General features: G+C 71.7%; 8 protein-coding genes. 4 read left to right on the top strand and 4 right to left on the bottom strand.

Going from position 1 to position 17,465, the window contains the following annotated elements:
- Nucleotides 1–3 precede the first annotated feature (3 nt).
- The 4 genes from ATL31_RS05100 to ATL31_RS05085 all read right to left on the bottom strand — a co-directional run bounded on the left by ATL31_RS05100 (nt 4) and on the right by ATL31_RS05085 (nt 5,240).
- Nucleotides 4–1,737 carry a sensor domain-containing diguanylate cyclase gene (locus ATL31_RS05100; protein WP_101394826.1) on the bottom strand — a complete coding sequence of 578 codons (1,734 nt, stop codon included), beginning with the start codon at nt 1,735–1,737 and terminating at the stop codon, nt 4–6.
- A 125-nt stretch (nt 1,738–1,862) separates the two neighbouring features.
- A complete protein-coding gene (locus tag ATL31_RS05095) occupies nt 1,863–2,318 on the bottom strand; it encodes a hypothetical protein (RefSeq protein WP_101394825.1) in 456 nt (151 codons plus the stop codon).
- Between the two features lie 2 nt (nt 2,319–2,320).
- The gene (locus ATL31_RS05090; RefSeq protein ID WP_101394824.1) at nt 2,321–4,684 is read right to left on the bottom strand and encodes a molybdopterin oxidoreductase family protein; all 2,364 of its coding nucleotides are present in this window, start codon (nt 4,682–4,684) and stop codon (nt 2,321–2,323) included.
- 67 nt (nt 4,685–4,751) lie between these two features.
- Nucleotides 4,752–5,240, bottom strand: coding sequence for a hypothetical protein (locus tag ATL31_RS05085; RefSeq protein WP_143598327.1), 489 nt, complete (start codon nt 5,238–5,240; stop codon nt 4,752–4,754).
- Nucleotides 5,241–5,711: 471 nt separating this feature from the next.
- Between ATL31_RS05085 and ATL31_RS05080 the strand changes: the two genes are divergently transcribed.
- From ATL31_RS05080 to ATL31_RS05065, 4 genes are all read left to right on the top strand, one after another.
- Nucleotides 5,712–11,702, top strand: coding sequence for an SdrD B-like domain-containing protein (locus tag ATL31_RS05080; RefSeq protein WP_158239786.1), 5,991 nt, complete (start codon nt 5,712–5,714; stop codon nt 11,700–11,702).
- Nucleotides 11,703–11,766: 64 nt separating this feature from the next.
- Nucleotides 11,767–13,170: a multicopper oxidase domain-containing protein gene (locus ATL31_RS05075; protein WP_101394821.1), complete on the top strand. Its 1,404-nt coding sequence runs from the start codon at nt 11,767–11,769 to the stop codon at nt 13,168–13,170.
- 2 nt (nt 13,171–13,172) lie between these two features.
- Complete coding sequence (locus tag ATL31_RS05070; RefSeq protein WP_101394820.1) at nt 13,173–14,507, top strand: multicopper oxidase domain-containing protein; 1,335 nt, start codon at nt 13,173–13,175, stop codon at nt 14,505–14,507.
- A gap of 15 nt (nt 14,508–14,522) precedes the next feature.
- Entirely contained in the window at nt 14,523–17,420 is a 2,898-nt protein-coding gene (locus ATL31_RS05065; RefSeq protein ID WP_101394819.1) for a multicopper oxidase domain-containing protein, read from the top strand.
- Nucleotides 17,421–17,465: the final 45 nt, after the last annotated feature.

Below are 17,465 nucleotides of genomic sequence, written 5' to 3'. Positions count from 1 at the left end.
GCGTCAGGCCAGGACGACGCGGTCGCGGCCGGCGTGCTTGGCCTCGTACAGCGCCCGGTCGGCCTCCCGGGTGAGGGTGGCGGGGTCGGTGTCGGCCCGCAGCGCGGCCACGCCGATCGACAGGGTGAGCCGCCCGACGCCCGCGAACGGCCGGTCCGACACCTCGCGCCGCAGCCGCTCGGCCGCCTCGCGGGCCTCGTCCGGCCCGGTCTCGGGCATCAGCCACGCGAACTCCTCGCCGCCGACCCGGGCGAGCACCTCACCCTCGCGGGACGCGGCGCCCAGCCGCCGACCCAGCTCGCGCAGCACCTGGTCGCCGGCAGCGTGCCCGAAGCGGTCGTTCACGCTCTTGAAGTGGTCGAGGTCGAGGGCCGCCAGGCACAGGGGGCGCCCGTGCCGGTGCGACCGCTCGACCTCCGTGGCGAGCTGGGCCCGGAGCACCCGGCGGTTCGGCAGGCCGGTCAGCTCGTCGACGCGGGCCTGGCGAGCCAGGGTCTCCCAGGCCTCCGTGCTGCTGATCGCGAGCTCCACCAGCTCGGCGAACCGCGTCAGGGGCTCGAGCACCTCGGGGTCGAGCCCGCCCTCGTCGGACGAGGCCAGCACGACGGCGCCCCACAGCTCGCCGCGGTGGCGGATGGGCGCCCCAGCGCTGGAACGCAGCCCGCCGGCCCGGGCCTGCCCGGCGATGCTCCCCCCGCCCGTGTCGTACGGTGCGACCACCGGCCTCCCGGTCTCGTAGATCTGGGCCGTCGTCGACCGGTCGCCCACGGCGAACACGACGCGCTCGGGCACGGTGGGCAGGTGCTCGGGCGCCATGGCGAGGACGTCGGCACTGGCGCCGTCGACGTAACGGACCACGGCCGCGGTGTTCACCCCGAACACCTCGACCAGCGCGGACGCGATCGTCCACGCCACCTCCTCCGGGGTGCGCTGTTGGGCGACGTCGGTGGCGACCCGGTGCAGCGCCGACCAGGTGCGCTCGTCGATCCGCGCGTCGGTGACGTCGTGCGAGACCACGATGCCGGCGGTCACCTCGCCGTCGGAGACCACCGGGCCGGCCGTGAGCTCGAGGGTGCGCGCGCCCAGCACGCGCTCCCAGGTGGTCGTCCGCCCGGCCAGCGCGGCCCGGTAGCGCGGGGCGAGCTCGGCGGCGCGCTCGGGGCTCAGCACCTCGAACACGGTCCGGCCCTCCATCGACTCGCGGTCGAGGCCGAACCGCGCGAGCGCGGGCCCGTCGGCCACGGTGTAGCGCAGGTCGCGGTCGAAGACCAGCACGAACCCGCCCGGCACACTGCGGGCGAGGGCCCGCCAGGTGTCGATGGTCTCGCGGAGGGCACGCTCGGCCGCGACGCGCGCGGTGACGTCGGTGACCAGCACGAAGAAGCCGGTGACCTCGCCGTCGCGGATGTCGGGGATGTAGGAGGCCTGGGTGTGGCGGACCTGGCCGTGGACGTCGACGAGCTCGCGGTCGAACATCACCTCGCGGCCGGCGAGGGCTTCCCGGGCGTACGGGAGGTTGGCCTCGTACACCGCCTCTCCGAGGAGGTCACGCAGGTGGATCCCGCGGATCTCGGCCGGCGTCGACCCGAAGTACTCGACGTACGCGGCGTTGGCGTGCAGGTTGCGCAGGTTCGTGTCCCAGTGCCCGACCAGCCCCGGGATGCCGTTGAGCACGGCGAGGACGGTCCGCTCGGCGTCGGAGCCGACCGCCGGGGAAGAGGGATCGTCCGGGGCCATGGGCCCATCCTGTCCGCATCCGGCGCGCGCGGGCGCACCTTCGGCCCCGAGGCGCGGATGTCGTTCTCAGCCGCCGGCGCGTCCTGGCCGCCTCGGGCCGTTCCGGGCCCCGGGACCGGGCGGGCTCACCCCACGACGAGGGCCTGGGGCGCCGCCGCCTTCATCCGGGTCCTCAGCCACGCCAGCTGGCCCTGGACGTCCTGCTCACAGGTGGAGACGACGTCGACGAGCTCCTGGTCGCGCACGGCCCGCGCGGCCTGCCCGACCATGGTCCAGGCGATGTCGAGGTAGCTGGCGAGCAGGTAGAGGTCGTGCAGGTCGCGGAGCAGGCCGACGCCGCCGCTGCGGGTGCCGGGCAGGCCCTCGGCGTGCAGCCGCTCCGGCTCCTCCTCGGCGTGCTCCCCGTAGCGCTCGGTGAGCGGCGCGAGGAGCCGCCGGTGCTCGTCGCACTGGTCGGCGAAGCGCTCGGTCAGCTCGCGGACGTCGGGCTCGTCCCCGTGACCGCTCGAGACCTGGCGGAAGGAGTCGGCGAGGGTCTGCTCGCCGGTGTCGGCGAGGCCGAGGTAGGTGGTGAGATGCATCGTCAGGCCCCTTCCGGGGAGGGCGTGGTGGGCGGGGCGGGAGCAGGACCGTCGCCGGCGCGGACACGGGTGACCCGCACCGCGCCGCCCTTGAAGGCAGGCTGCTTCGAGACGGGGTCCCACACCGACATGGTCAGCTCGTTGGCGGCGCGGCTCGGCCGGTCGCCCTTGTCGACGTCGCCGTAGTGGAACGGGACGAAGACGGCTCCCGGGCGGACGCCGGCGATCCGGGCGGGGACCTCGATGGCCCCGCGACGCGACTCCACCCGCACGATGTCACCCTCGGCGACGCCCAGGGGCTCGGCGTCCTCCGGCGAGATCTCGACCCAGGCCTCGGGCGCCGCGGCGTCCAGCTCCGGCGCACGGCCGGTCTTGGTCCGGGTGTGGAAGTGGTAGACCGTGCGCCCGGTGCCGAGACGGAGGGGGTAGTCCTCGTCGGGAGCGTCCGGGGCGGGGGTCCACTCGGCGGCCTTGAGCCGCGCGCGGCCGTCGAAGCGGGCGGCCCGGTGCTGCTCGGGGGTCGTGCTGGCGCCGGTCAGGAGGTCGTGTCCGTACGTCTCGCAGTAGTCGTCCTGGGTGTTGAACACGTGGTCGGTGTAGATGCGCTCCGTCCCCGTCGGCGCGTCCTCGGTGCACGGCCACTGGATGCCGGGGCTCCCCCGGAGCAGCTCGTACGACATCCCGGAGTAGTCGCACGGGCGCCCGCGCGAGCAGTCCCGCCAGCCGTCGAACGCGTCCTCGGGGGTCTCCCAGCGAGGGATGGGGCGCCCGCTGCGGTCGCGCAGGTCCATCCGCCGGGCGTAGTCGACCCAGATGTCGAGGTCGCTGCGCGCCTCCCCGGGCGGCCGGACCGCCTGCTCGGAGAGGTGCACGGTGCGGTCGACGTTGGTGAAGGTGCCGGTCTTCTCGCCCCACAGCGCCGCCGGCAGGACGACGTCGGCCAGCTCGGTGGTCTCGTTCGGGAAGGACTCGTTGACGACGACCAGGACCGAGTCCGAGGACAGGATGCGGCGCACCCGCTCCAGGTCGGGCAGCGAGACCGCCGGGTTGGTGCCCGCGACCCACAGCAGCCCGATCGAGCCCTGCTCCACGTACCGCATGATCTGCATCGCATGCGTCGGCGGGGCCCAGTGCGGGATCTTCATCGGGTCGACGTCCCAGAGCTCCGCGAGCTCACGCACATGGGACTCGTTCTCCCAGTTGCGGAAACCCGACAGGTCGCCGTCGACCCCGGTCTCGCGGTTGTTCTGCGCGGTCGGCTGCCCGTTCATCTGCAGGATGCCCGCCCCGGGGCGGCCCAGCATGCCGCGCAGCAGGTGCAGGTTGTTGACCTGGCACGACGCGGCCGTGGCCTGGTGGGACTGGTAGAAGCCCTGCAGCACGGTGGAGACGATCCGCTCGGAGGTGCCGAAGATCTCGGCCGCGGCCTCGAGGTCGCGCGCCGACACCCGGCAGATGTCGGCCACGTGGGACGGCGTGTACGGCTCGACGGTCGCGACGAGCTCGTCGAAGCCCCGGGTGTGGGCGGCGACGTACTCCTCGTCGACCCACCCGCGGTGGATGACCTCGCGCAGCAGGCCGTTCATGAGGGCCAGGTTGGTGCCGGGACGCACCGCGAGGTGGACGTCGGAGCGCTGCGCCACCGCGGTGCGCCGGGGGTCGACGCAGACGTGCCGGGGCGGGTCGCTGCCCTCGAGGCGGTCGAGCATCCGGGCCCAGAGGACCGTCTGGGTCTCGGCGACGTTGTGGCCGTAGTGGAAGACCGCGTCGGCGTGGTCGAGGTCGGTGTAGCTGCCGGGCTGGCCGTCGGTCCCGAAGGTCTCCTTGAGGGCGGCCGCCGCGGTCGCGGTGCAGAGCCGCGTGTTCCCGTCCATGTGCGGGGTCCCGAGCCCGGCCTTCCCGATGACGGCGAGGGTGTAGTACTCCTCGATCATCAGCTGCCCACTGGTGTAGAAGGCGTGCGAGAGCGGGCCTCTGCTCTCGAGCAGCTCGCGCGAGCGGGACACGACCACGCCCATCGCGTCCTCCCACGTGGTCTCCTCGAGCTTCCCGTGGCGTCGCACCATCGGCCGGAGCAGCCGGTCGCGGCTCTGGCCCTGCCAGCCGAACAGGCCCTTGGGCCCGAGGCGGCCGTGGCTGACGCGGTCGTCGGCGCGGCCCCGCACCCCCACCATCCGGTCGTCGCGGACGGCGATGTCGAGCCCGCAGCCGTTGCTGCACAGCACGCAGGCGGACTGCACCCACCGGTCGACGTCCTGGTCGGTCAGCCCGTCGACCAGGTGCTGGTCGACGCGCTGGGGCCACGGGGCGCCAGGCCCCATGGGTGTGCGGGTGCCCCACACGTCGGCGATGCGATCGGCGGTCATGGTCGGTCCTTCTCTCGTCTCGCACCAGGCGGGGTGCCGGGGGTGGTCGTGGGGGTGGTCCTGCCGGTCAGGAGGTGATCCCGCCGTAGTACCCGAGACCGCTCCCGGGTGGGAGCACCGGAACGTCGACGACGTGGCGCCCCCCAGGCTCGATGACGACCTCGAGGTGGACGAGGGCCCCCGGTGGTGCGGGAACCGGGCCCAGCCTCAGCGGGATACGCCGGCTCGTGATGCCGTCGCCGGTGTCGGGCGGGATGGTGACCGGCTCGGAGACCTCCCCGCCGTCCACCGACACGGTCACGTCGACCGGGTGGGTCACCGAGCTGACGGCCTGCCCCACGAGCACCCCCACCTGGTGCACGTCGTCGACGACCACCACGAGGTTCTCGAACTCGACGGAGGGGGTGGAGAGGGCGAGCCCGTCGGCGGGGACGTACGGCCGGCTGGTCTGGACGGGGGCCCACATCGAGCACCCCGAGAGCAGGAGCGCCACGAGGGCCGCCAGGGCCGTGCCGACGCGGCCCGCTCGACCCCTCCGGCCCCGAGCGGGGCGCATCGGTGTCCGTGCGGCTGGATCCCGCGGGGTGGCGGCGACGACGGGCGGCACGGCTGGTCCTTCCAGGGGGTCGGGATCTCGCACTATTGTCCTAGTGCAATTATTGCCGTTCGTCAAGTTTCCGGGCAGGCGGACGGGGCCGGACATGACAGCTCCATGACAGCGACCTGACGGCCGCCTGACAGGGGCCGAACACCTTGGTGACATTCGGGCCCAACCTGTCGCCCCGACGCGCGTGGAGGGTCCTAATGGTCAGCGGCGAGCGCCCGCAGGGGGGCGCCCAGACCACAAAGGTGATGAGTCGCCATGCAGGGACACGGCTCGGTTGTATCCGGAACTCCTTCGACGGGCTCCACGCGCAGCGTGCGAAGCGCGGTCGGGCGACCCCGATGGTGGGGCGCACGAGCGCGCCGGGCCGTCGGCGGTGCCCTCGCGGCGGCGCTCAGCATCGGAGGTGCGGTCGCGATCCCGGTGGTCGCCGCAGCTCCGGCGCAGGCGGCCACGACGAGCAAGATCACCGTGAAGGTGGAGTCGGCCCGCACGGAGGCCCACCACCCCGGTGGGGCGGTGAGCAAGGGGGATGCGGTCACCACGTACCGCTACATGATCAACGTGGACAACAGCGGCGGCTCCAGCCCCGCCGGCGGGCCCCAGCCGGGATCGGGCTGCAACGCCGACGACGTCAACTACCTCACCGAGTGCCCGTGGGCCTCGATCCAGGAGCACCCCGGTGCCGCCCCGATCGTGCGCCAGGGGACCGAGGCCGACTTCGCCGACGGCGCCAAGGGTCTGACCCTGCCGGAGGGCAAGTACCTCATCACCGTGCTCGCCGACGACTACAAGATCGACGGCGAGCACTTCTCGGTGCCGATGGAGGCCAGCTCCGCCGTGGGGGGCATGGGACTGGTCACGGTCGGCGTCCAGCCGGACCCCCTCCCGGACTCGACCCTGCGGGCCCAGGTCTACCGCGACGAGGCGTCGACCAACGGCGCCATCGACAACGGCGAGCAGGGGCTGGCGGGCTTCCAGGGCCACATCAACGACACCCTCGGTGAGGTCACGACCGACGTCTACGGCAACCCGCTCTGCACGCGCTACGTCAACGAGGACCCCACCACCTACGAGATCCCCTGGGAGCCCGTGGGGGGTGTCGACTCGCGCGACGCCGAGGGCCTCCCGATCGTCGCGACCATCGGCGGCAAGTGCTTCAGCGACGCCGACGGGATGCTGGTGATGCCGCACCTGGGCACCAACCGCTACACCACGACCGTCACCGCCCCCGACAACACCGACTTCATCCAGACCACCACCCTCGAGGGCAACCACGACTGGGACACCTGGCTGATGGAAGGCGCCACGGGCTACGACACCGAGGCCACCGTGGGCGGCGAGCCCGTCCCCACACCGCAGTTCGGCTTCGTCGAGCCGCGCAACGACTTCGCCACCTCCACCGCCGCCGGCTCGATCACCGGCGTCGTGGTGGCCGCCAAGCAGTACTACCCGCCGGTGGGCGGCAGCTTCAACGGCTACAACGGGATGACGGGCAGCAAGCTCGACAAGCCCATCGTGAACCCGGTCCTCTCCCTGGTCGACCTCAACAACGGCGACCAGGCCGCCTGGGTCGGGCGCGGGGCCGCGGACGGCACCTTCACGATCCCGCACGTGCCGGACGGCAACTACCAGCTGACCTGGTGGGACGAGCCGCAGAACTACATCCTGCAGCTGGTGAACGTGACCGTCGCGAACGGTGAGGCGGTCGACCTCAAGCAGCTGCCGATCAACGGCTGGTGGACCGAGCTGACGGGCCACGTCTTCCTCGACACCAACAAGAACGGCAAGCGCGACACCGGGGAGAGCGGGGTCTCCGGCTTCCCGCTCACACTGCGCAAGAAGGACAACTCGCTCATGGACCGCGGGATGAACGCGGTCACCACCGACATCACCGGTGCCTACGCGTTCGACAGCGCCTACCCGCTGGCCGAGTGGATGATCATGGAGGCCTACTCCGACAACTTCTACACCACCGGCGTCACCTACCAGGCCGACAACCAGCCGACCCCGACCACCGTGCTCGGCGCCGGGGTCGACGTCGGCACGCTGAACGTCATCGGCCTCGGGGGCACCGTCGACTGGGGTGTGCAGAAGTACGACGCCACCGGTACCAAGGGCGGTCCCCGCAACGGCGGCATCGTCGGGTCCGTCTCGTACGACACCACCCGTAACGAGCTCGACCCCCAGTACGCCGCGTCCGAGGACTGGCAGCCCGGGGTGCCCAACATCCCCGTGAAGCTCTACGCGCCGGTCGACTGCCCGGCCGACGGCAGCGCCCCGTGCGACCTGTCCGGGAGCTACGTCGTCAACACCGACGGCTCCTACAAGCACGGCGCCCTCCTCAACACCTACGTCTCGGAGTCCTGGAACCGGCCCACCGGATGCACCGCCCGCGACGCCGACGGCACGCCGATCACCCACGGCCCGGGCCAGGGCGAGGACGTCCTCGCGCCGGACCAGGCCACGACCGGCGAGTGCCTCTCGGCCCTCGTGAACGGGGTGCAGATCGGGACCTACGCCACCGACCAGGGCACCCCGGACGCCAACTTCGGCGCGGCCGTCGACGGCAACTACGGCTTCGGGGACGGCTGCTTCGACGGCACCCTCGACGCCACCGACCCGGCGGCCCCCGTCTGCACCGGGGGGACCTTCACGGCCCTGCCCGCTGCCGACTACATCGTCCAGGTCGACATCCCGAAGGACGCCGGCGGCAAGCCGATGTACTCGGTGACCGCCGAGGAGGACATCAACATCGCCCGCGGTGACACGGTCGTCCCGCAGGTCCCGCCGCCGGCCTGCGTCGGTGCGCTGCACACCGTCGACGTCCTGGGCATCGGCACCGACGGCTACGGCGCCGTCACCGGGGACGGCACGTCCGTGCCCACCGGTGTGACCGTCCCGGCGTCGGTGTCCGTCGACAACCCCACGTTCCAGAGCATCGACGGCTCGCCCTACGAGGGCATGGCCAAGCCGAAGTGCGACAACAAGCTCGTCACGCTGAACAACGGCAAGTCCATCGTGCCGATGTTCAACATCTTCACCGACGTGCCGATCCCGTCCCGCCTGCGTGGCCTGATCGTCGACGACCTCAACTTCTCGACGAACAACCAGACCGTGCTGTTCGGCGACAAGGCCGGGGTGCCCTACGCCCCGGTCGGGATCTACGACTTCACCAACCGTCTCGTCGACACCGTCGAGTCCGACTTCAACGGCTACTACGACGTGCTGATGCCGTCGACCGACCACATCAGCTGCCCGACACCCTCCGGTGTGTGCACGAACCTCTACCGGTTCGTCGGCAACGACCCCGGCGCGCCGAACCGGCTCAACGCCAACTACGACCCCCGGTTCCGCACCATCGCCACCGAGTTCGAGGCGATGCCCGGCGTCACCATCCCCACCGACCTCGCACCGACCCAGGTCGGCGTCAGCATCGGCCGACCCGGCACCAGCCCCATCACGGTCAAGTGCATGGTCAACCAGGCTGCGCCCCAGCTGTTCCGGGTCTCCAAGCCCTTCGTGGCCGCTACCGACACCGCGCGGACCGTCACGATCACGGGCCTCGGCTTCGGGGCCACCCAGGGCACCGGCAAGGTCCTCCTGGGCACCACCAGCCTCGCCACGACGTCGTGGACCGACACCCAGATCGTCGCGACCGTCCCGGCCGCCGGTGACCTGGCGGACCAGGTCAAGGCCGGCGCCTACCAGCTGTCCGTGACGGCGGCCAACGGGCTCTCGACGGTCAACGGGATCACCTACCACGTCCTCGGCACCGGCTACTCGCCCACCGTCTACGAGGTGGGCCCCGGTGTCAGCGTCGCCGCCTACGACCCGACCGACGCCGCGAGCCGCACCGGGACGGGCGGGGTCAGCCACGCCATCCAGAACGCCCTGGACGACGCCGACGCCAACGAGCGCGCGGCGGGCCAGCCGGCCGGGGCCGACGGGAACACCCAGCTGGTCGTCGTCTACCCGAACGCCGCCACCACGACCAACCCCCGTGGCGCGTACTACGAGAACCTCGTGATGTCGACGCCCGTCAAGCTGCAGGGGGTCGGGGCCGGAGGCTTCCAGGGGCCCGACACCAACAGCCCCTACGTGCAGGGCACGGTCCTGGACGGCATCGGCTTCAGCGGCGACTCCGCCCAGGCCAGCGACTGGATCACCAAGGTCGCCGCCCTGACCTGGGACGGCAACCAGACGGTCAACGACGGGGCGGTCGTCTCGGTCTTCGCCTCCGACAGCCGCAGCACCGCGGCCGGCCGGGCCCGGCGCTTCGACCCGGCTGCCACGTACCTGCCGGCGATCGACGGCTTCGACCTGCGAGGCGGTGACCAGCAGGGCTTCCCGGGCAACATCGACAGCATCACCGGGCTGCCCACCGGCCTCCCGCCGAACATCTCCACCCAGGGCGGCGCGGTCTTCGCCAACGCCTACGCCCGCCGGCTGCAGATCACCAACAACGTCGTCGAGAACAACGGCGGCGCCTACGGCACCATCCGGATCGGGACGCCCGACATCCCCGCGCCGGACACCAGCCAGCACAACGAGGGGGTGCGGATCGCCTCCAACCGGATCGTGCAGAACGCCGGCACCAACCTGGCGGGAGCCATCGGGATCTTCGCCGGGGCCGACGGCTACGAGGTCGCCGGGAACGACATCTGCGGCAACTTCTCGCTCGAGTACGGAGCCGGTCTGAGTGTCTACGGACTCAGCCCCGACGGCACGATCCACGACAACCGGATCACGCTGAACAACTCCAACGACGAGGGTGCCGGGATCATGATGGCCGGCGAGCTGCCGGGTGTCCCCGGTGACTTCTCGCCGGGAACCGGGCCGGTCGACATCTACGCCAACCGGATCCAGGGCAACCTCTCCAACGACGACGGTGGCGGCATCCGGTTCCTCATGGCCGGCGACTTCCCGATGAACGTGCACGACAACGTCATCGCCAGCAACATCTCGACCCACGAGGGTGCGGGCATCGCCATCAACGACGCTCCCGACGTCCGGATCTACGACAACACGATCATGGACAACCTCACGACGGCCACGGCCGTGACCTCGAACGGGCTGCCGGCGCCGGCCGGGGTCTCGACCTCCGAGAACAGCGTCCAGCTGCAGTCGACGCTGCCGGCCTCGGCCCCCACCTTCAGCACCCCGACGCTCTTCAACAACGTGCTGTGGAACAACCGGGCCGGGACGCGGGCCGGGACCACGGTGACGGGCATCGGCCTCGCGGGAGACACCAGCGCCATCGACTACTGGGACGTCGGCGTGGCCGACGGCACCGGGGTGCTGACGCCGGTGAACTCGGTGATCCAGCAGGATGCGGCCCGCCACGACTACGCGGTGGACGCGTCCAACAGCACCACGGACCCGCAGGTCGTCGAGCCCTGGACCGTCTCGGTCGCCTTCGCGACCTGGCGCCAGAACCCGGCGTTCGTCGACGCGACCCTGGTCGCGGTGGAGGCGCCGCCGGACCTCATGGGCGACTACCACCTCCAGGGCTGCCCGGCCTCACCGGCCTGCGACCTCGGAGCCGCCAGCCGTGGCGACATCGTCGCCCAGCCGGTCGACATCGACGGTGACGCCCGTCCGTCGGGTGCTGCGTACGACGCGGGCGCCGACGAGGTCGTGCAGCCGGTGCAGCCCCCGCCCCCGCCGGTGACCACGCCGCCGTTCGTGTTCTCGACCGCGGGGAACGCCAACCCCCCCGGGGTCACGGGCACCGGCGACGACGCCGACGTCTACGCCTGGAACGGCACCGGCTACGCGCGCACCGTGGACATCACCTCCGCCAAGTACGGCGTGCCGGCGCGGGTCAACATGGACGGCTTCTCGCAGGCCGCGCCGGACCGCTTCTACGCCTCCTTCAGCAGCGACACCGTGCTGAAGACGCCCGGACGCCCGGCCATGAAGGTCAGCGACGAGGACGTCGTCTACTGGAACGGCACCCGCTGGAACATGATCTTCGACGGCTCGCGCTACCGGATGACCAGCCCGGCGCTCGACGTGCGGGCCATCACGTTCCTCGGTGGCGAGCGGCTCTACTTCTCGACCACCGGGGCCTGGAACCCCCCGGGTGTGCGCGGGGTGCCCAGCTCGGCCGACGTCTACCTGTTCCGGGACGGCCGCTTCACGCGGGTGTTCGACGCGCGGGCCAAGGGTGTGCCGCGACGCGCGGTCGTCGACGGTGCGCAGGTGGTGGATGCCCAGCACATCTACTTCTCGTTCGCCGCGAACACCACCCTCCCGGGCATCGGCCCGGTGGAGGACGAGGACATCGTCCTCTACGACGGGACGACCGACACCTGGAGCACCTGGTTCAACGGGACCTCCCACGGGCTGACGTCCAGCGAGCTCCAGATCGACGACTTCTCGCTCCCGAACGGATCGGTCAAGCCGTGACGCCCGGGCCGGACCGCGGCCCACACCACCACCCACATCTTCAGCTCCAGACAGGGGAGAGCAGATGAGCAGCACGCAGCGAAGGGACGAGCAGGTCGTCCCGGGCCCCGTGGGCACCCCGCCCACCGGGTCCCACCTCAGCCGACGGCGGGCCCTCGGCCTCGCCGGGAGCGCAGCCCTCGTGACCGGCGCCTTCGCCTGGGCCGGCCCGGTCCTGCGGCCGGAGCAGGTCGCCGAGGCCGCCGGCGCCCCCGCCGACCTCTACCTGGCCGGCACCGACGGGTGGATGTCCCTCCCGAAGACCCCGGCCATCGCGCCCTACCACCCCGACGTCCTGGCTCCGGCCGGGCTGTCGACCTACATCTTCGGCTTCCGCAACGTCACCGGGATGAGCACGACCCAGCGGCTCAACCAGAAGAACAAGGCGCAGCACAACGCCCCGCTGTTCTGGGTCGACCAGTACGACGAGAACACCAAGAAGGACTTCCGGGTCCAGCTGACCAACCTGGGGCTGGCGCTGCGGCCCGACCTCTTCGACGCGCACACCCTCCACTGGCACGGCTTCCGCAACGTCATCCCGTTCTTCGACGGCGAGCCCTCGGGCTCGGTGTCGGTGCGGGCCGGCAGCGAGTTCACCTACGTCTACCGCCCGCGGGACCCCGGGACGTACATGTACCACTGCCACGTCGAGGACGTGGAGCACGTGCACATGGGGATGACCGGCCTGGTGTTCGTCCGCCCGCTCCAGAACGGGCAGGCCAAGACCCACGACGGCCGCACCTTCACCCAGTTCCTCTACAACGACGGCGACGGGTCGACGGGCTACGACCGGGAGTTCTCGCTCTTCCTCTCCGAGGTCTGGGCCGAGGCCCACTGGGCCGACGCGCACATCCAGCTGCCGGAGTGGAGCGACTACCGCGCCGACTTCGCCCTGATGAACGGGCGCGTCTACCCCGACACCCTCGTCCCCAACGGGCCCGGCGTGAACCCGTTCGGCCAGGTGTCCGGCACGGCCTTCGACGACTCCGGTGACCTCATCGCGCCGGCCGGCCGGCCGGACCTGAAGTACCAGCCGCACTCCTCGCTCGTCAGCTGCAACGAGGGGGAGCGGGTGGCGCTGCGCTTCGCGAACCTCGGGTTCAAGGAGTCGGCGATGACCACCACGGGGCTGCGGATGCGCGTGGTCGGCCGGGACGCCACCCCGATGCGGGGACGCGACGGCACCGACACCTCCTACGAGACCGAGACCCTCAACATCGGCCCGGGCGAGAGCTACGACGTGGTGTTCACCGCCCCGGCGTACGTCACGGACCCGAAGGGCTTCAACACCTACATGCTCTACAACCGCTCCTTCGCCCGGTCCAACAACCGTGCGGCCGGCGGCTTCGGTGGCCAGGCCACCGAGATCCGCGTCCACCCGCCCGGGGGCGTCCGGGCCCAGCAGTTCCCGAACGACGGGGGGATCTGACCATGACCTCGCCCAGCTCCGCGCGGCGCGCCCTGCGCCGCGGGCTCGCGCTCGCCACCACCGCCCTCGTCGCGGCCGGCGCTGCGGTGGCGACCGTGCCCAGTGCGGCGACGGCCGCGCCGACGCCCCGCAACGGGATCGTCTGCACCACGGGTGGCCCCTCGGCCGCCGACCACCAGCCGGTCTTCGACCTGACGACCCGGACCGGGTACATCGACCTGCCCGACGGCAACACGATGTTCATGTGGGGGTACTCGAACGGCTTCGACGCCTTCCAGCACCCCGGGCCCGTCCTGTGCGTGCACGAGGGCGACCAGGTGACCGTCATCCTGCACAACACCCTGCCGGAGGCGTCCTCGATCGTCTTCCCCGGCCAGGAGGGCGTGCTCGCCGACGGTGTCCCCTCCCAGCCGCAGACCGACGGCACCGGGATGATGTCGAGCCTGGCGCAGCCGGCCGCGGCCCAGAGCGGCACCGTGACCTACAGCTTCACCGCCCACCACGCGGGGACCTTCCTCTACGAGTCGGGCACCGACCCGGAGAAGCAGGTCCGGATGGGCCTCTTCGGGGCGCTGGTCGTGCGCCCGACCCTCGGCGACGACTACGCCTACGACTCGGCGGACAGCAGGTTCAACCCGTCCGAGGAGTTCATGGTCCTGCTCTCGGAGATCGACCCCTACCAGCACCAGGCGGTCGAGCGGAACAAGCCGTTCAACCTCACCACCTACAAGCCGCGCTACTGGCTGATCAACGGCCGGGGCTACCCCGACAGCATCGCCGACAACGGTGCGTCGTGGCTGCCCAACCAGCCCTACGGCTCACTGGCCACGGTGAAGCCGTACCAGCCGGACCCGACCAAGCCGGGCTACCACCCGGAGTCCGGGATGGCGCGCTACCTGAGCGTCGGCAGCGAGGACTACCCGTTCCACCCGCACGGGAACAACGGGCTCGTCGTGGGCCGGGACGGGCGCCCGATGAAGACCGACGCCGGTCAGGACCTCTCGATGGAGAAGTTCGCCATCAACATCGGGCCCGGCCAGACCTGGGACGTGCTCTTCCGCTGGTTCGACGCCGAGCACTACTCGAAGGAGAACCCGGTGCCCACCACGGTGCCGGACCTCGCGAACCAGGTGGTCGGCACGTTCTACAGCGGCAGCCCCTACCTGGGGAACAAGGAAGCCCTACCGCCGGGAGTGGAGTCGCTCAACCAGTGCGGTGAGTACTACATCATCTCGCACAACCACGCGCTCTACCAGATCACCTCCTGGGGTGTGACCATGACCGGCCCGATCACGTACATGCGGATCGAACCGCCCGAGCCCAACACCTGCAACTGAGAGGCGGTGACCATCATGAGAACCTCCCTACGGACCACCCTCCTGTCGGCCGCGGCCGGCGGCGCACTGACCCTCCTCGGTCTGCTCGTGGGCCCCGCCGGGGCCGCGAGCGCCGACACCGTCGAGGTCCACCTCGACGCGACGGCGGGCACCATGGCCTTGCCCATCAAGGGCGGCGCCCAGTCCGTCACGACCTGGGGCTACTGCCGCCGGGCCGACGCGGCCACGCCGTGCGGTCCGGTCGACGCGCCCGGCGGCCCGACGATCCGTGTCGCCGTCGGTGACGTCGTGCACCTCACGCTGCACAACACCCTCACCGAGACCATGTCGCTGTCCGTGAACGGCCAGGCGATGGTCCCGGACCTCACGGGGATCGGCGGGGGGAGCTCGAAGGAGTACACCTTCACGGCCTCCCGGGCCGGCACCTACCTCTACGGGGCGGGCCTCACGCCGAACAGCCAGCACCAGGTGGCCATGGGGCTCTACGGGGCCTTCGTCGTCTCCCCGGCCGCCGGCCAGGCCTACGACGCGGACACCGGCTTCGACACCGACGCGGTGATGGTGCTGAGCGAGGTCGACCCGGCCCTGAACAACGCTGTCGACCCCGCGGCGTTCGACATGCGCGCCTTCAGCGCCCGCTGGACCCTCGTCAACGGCCGGGTCCACCCCGCAGCGGCCCACGTCCCGGCGACCTCGGGGCAGAAGGTCCTGCTCCGCTACGTCAACGCCGGGGTGGGCTACCACTCGATGGCCGTCCTCGGAGCCGAGCAGCACATCGTCGGGATCGACGGCAGCCGGCTGAAGAACGGCGCGGTCGACACCTCGCGGCACTACGTGGCCGACACCTTCGGCCCGGGCCAGACGGTCGACGCCATCGTCACCGCGCCGACGACCGAGAGCGACCAGAAGCTAGCCGTCTACGACGCCAGCCTGTCGCTGCACAGCTCCACGGCCCCCGGCACCGCCGGGATGCTCACCTTCATCGACGTGACGGGCAGTGGCTCGACCGGCGACCTCGCCGGGCCCGCCACGACCCACGTCGACTGGGCGGCCGGCACGCTCACCGCCACGGTGAGCGACGCCGCCACCGGCGGCGGGAACGTCGCCGCGGCCGAGTACCGCCTGGACTCGGTGTCCGCCACCGCGACGCCCATGACCGGGACCTTCGGGGGCCCGACGGCCGCCGTCACCGCCTCGGTACCCGTGGCCAGCGGCCAGCACGTCCTGTACGTGCGCGGTCAGGACGCCGCCGGCAACTGGGGACCGTGGAGCTCGGTCCTGGTCACCGGCGCCGACGCCACCGGTCCCACCACGTCCGGCATGTCCCTCACCCCGGAGCTCGGCAACGGGTCGGCCGACGTCACCATCAGTGCGACGGCCGACGACTCCGCCTCGGGCAACAGCGACATCGCGGGCGCCACGTGGACCCTGGACGGCGGAGCTGCCGCCGACATGACGCTGGGCGTCGCGGGCCCGGTCACGGCACTCTCCGCGACGATCCCCGCGGCGACCGTCGCCGGTCTCGCTGAGGGCCCGCACACGATCGCGGTGAAGGCCAAGGACAGCGCCGGCAACGAGGGCGCCGAGACCACCGCGACGCTCACCATCGACCTGACGGCGCCCGCCGTCACGGCCGTCGACGCGACCCCCAACCCGAACAACGGGACGATGGCCGTGAACGCCTCGTCGCCGGCGGTCCGGCTCTCCGCGACGGTGACCGACCAGACCTCGACCGTCGTGCGGGCGGAGGCCTACCTGGACGACGTCGCGACCGCCATCCCGATGGAGGCCGCCGACGGTGCCTGGTCCGGGTCGCTCGAGAACGTCTACGTCGACGTCCCGCTCGCCACGGTCCGCCAGCTGACCGACGGCAACCACAGCCTCGCCGTGCGCGGGATGGATGCCGCCGGCAACTGGAGCCCGCGGGTCAGCACCACGCTCGTGGTCGACAAGACCGCGCCGGCTCTCGCCGGCCTGGCCGTCGCGGCCGACGGCGGGACGACGGTCACCCTCACCGGCTCGGTCACGGACGTCACGGCCGTGTCCCGGGTCGAGTGGTTCGTCGGCACCGACCCCGGGGCCGGCAAGGCGAGCGCCGCCACCATCGGGACCGACGGTGCGTTCAGCGCCACCATCCCCATGGCGACCTACCTCAAGGGCGACCAGATCGTCCGGGTCCGGGCCATCGACGGCCTCGGTAACCGGTCGGCGGTCAACGTGGTCCGGCCGAAGCTGTGGTTCTCGCTGCTGGGCGCCTCCACCCTCCCGGGGGTGGGGAGTGCCGACGTGACGGACATCTTCTTCCGTCCCGACTCCGGTCTCGGCCGGGCGGCCGACCTCAACGCCAGGCCCTACGGGATCCCGGCGGGGGCCAACGTCGACGGGTTCAGCCGGCTCGACGCGACGCACTTCTACGTCTCCTTCACCGGCAACGTGACCGTCGGTCGCGTGCAGATGGCGGACGAGGACGTCGCGTACTACAACAACGGCACCTGGACGCGCTGGTTCGACGGGAGCGCGCGTGGGCTGACCAACAGCGGCTTCGACATCGACGCCGTCAGCGTCCGAGGTGGGCGGCTCTACTTCTCGCTCAACTCCACGCTCGTGCCGCCCTCGGCCGGGGGAGCGGGCGACACGTCGGACATCTACCGCTGGAACGGTGGCACGAGCTACACGCGGGTCGTGGACGCCTCGACGGTCGGCATCCCGGCCGGGGCTAACGTCGACGGCTTCGTGTGGCGCTCGGCGACGGACTACTACATGTCCTTCGCCCCGGACACCACCCTCGCCGGTATGGCGGTCGCGGACGAGGACGTCGTGCACCGGGTCGGCACCACGTGGTCGGTGTACTTCGACGGCACCGCCGCCGGCCTGACCGCCGCCCAGGACGTCGACGCGTTCGACATCCCGTGAGTCATGGGGCGCCGGCCGGCACCGGCCGGCGCCCCATCCCCCTTC

It is taken from the genome of Phycicoccus duodecadis (genome assembly GCF_002846495.1).
GTDB lineage: Bacteria > Actinomycetota > Actinomycetes > Actinomycetales > Dermatophilaceae > Phycicoccus > Phycicoccus duodecadis.
The sequence above is the reverse complement of the archived record's forward strand: the minus strand, read 5'-3'. Positions and strand labels throughout refer to the sequence as shown.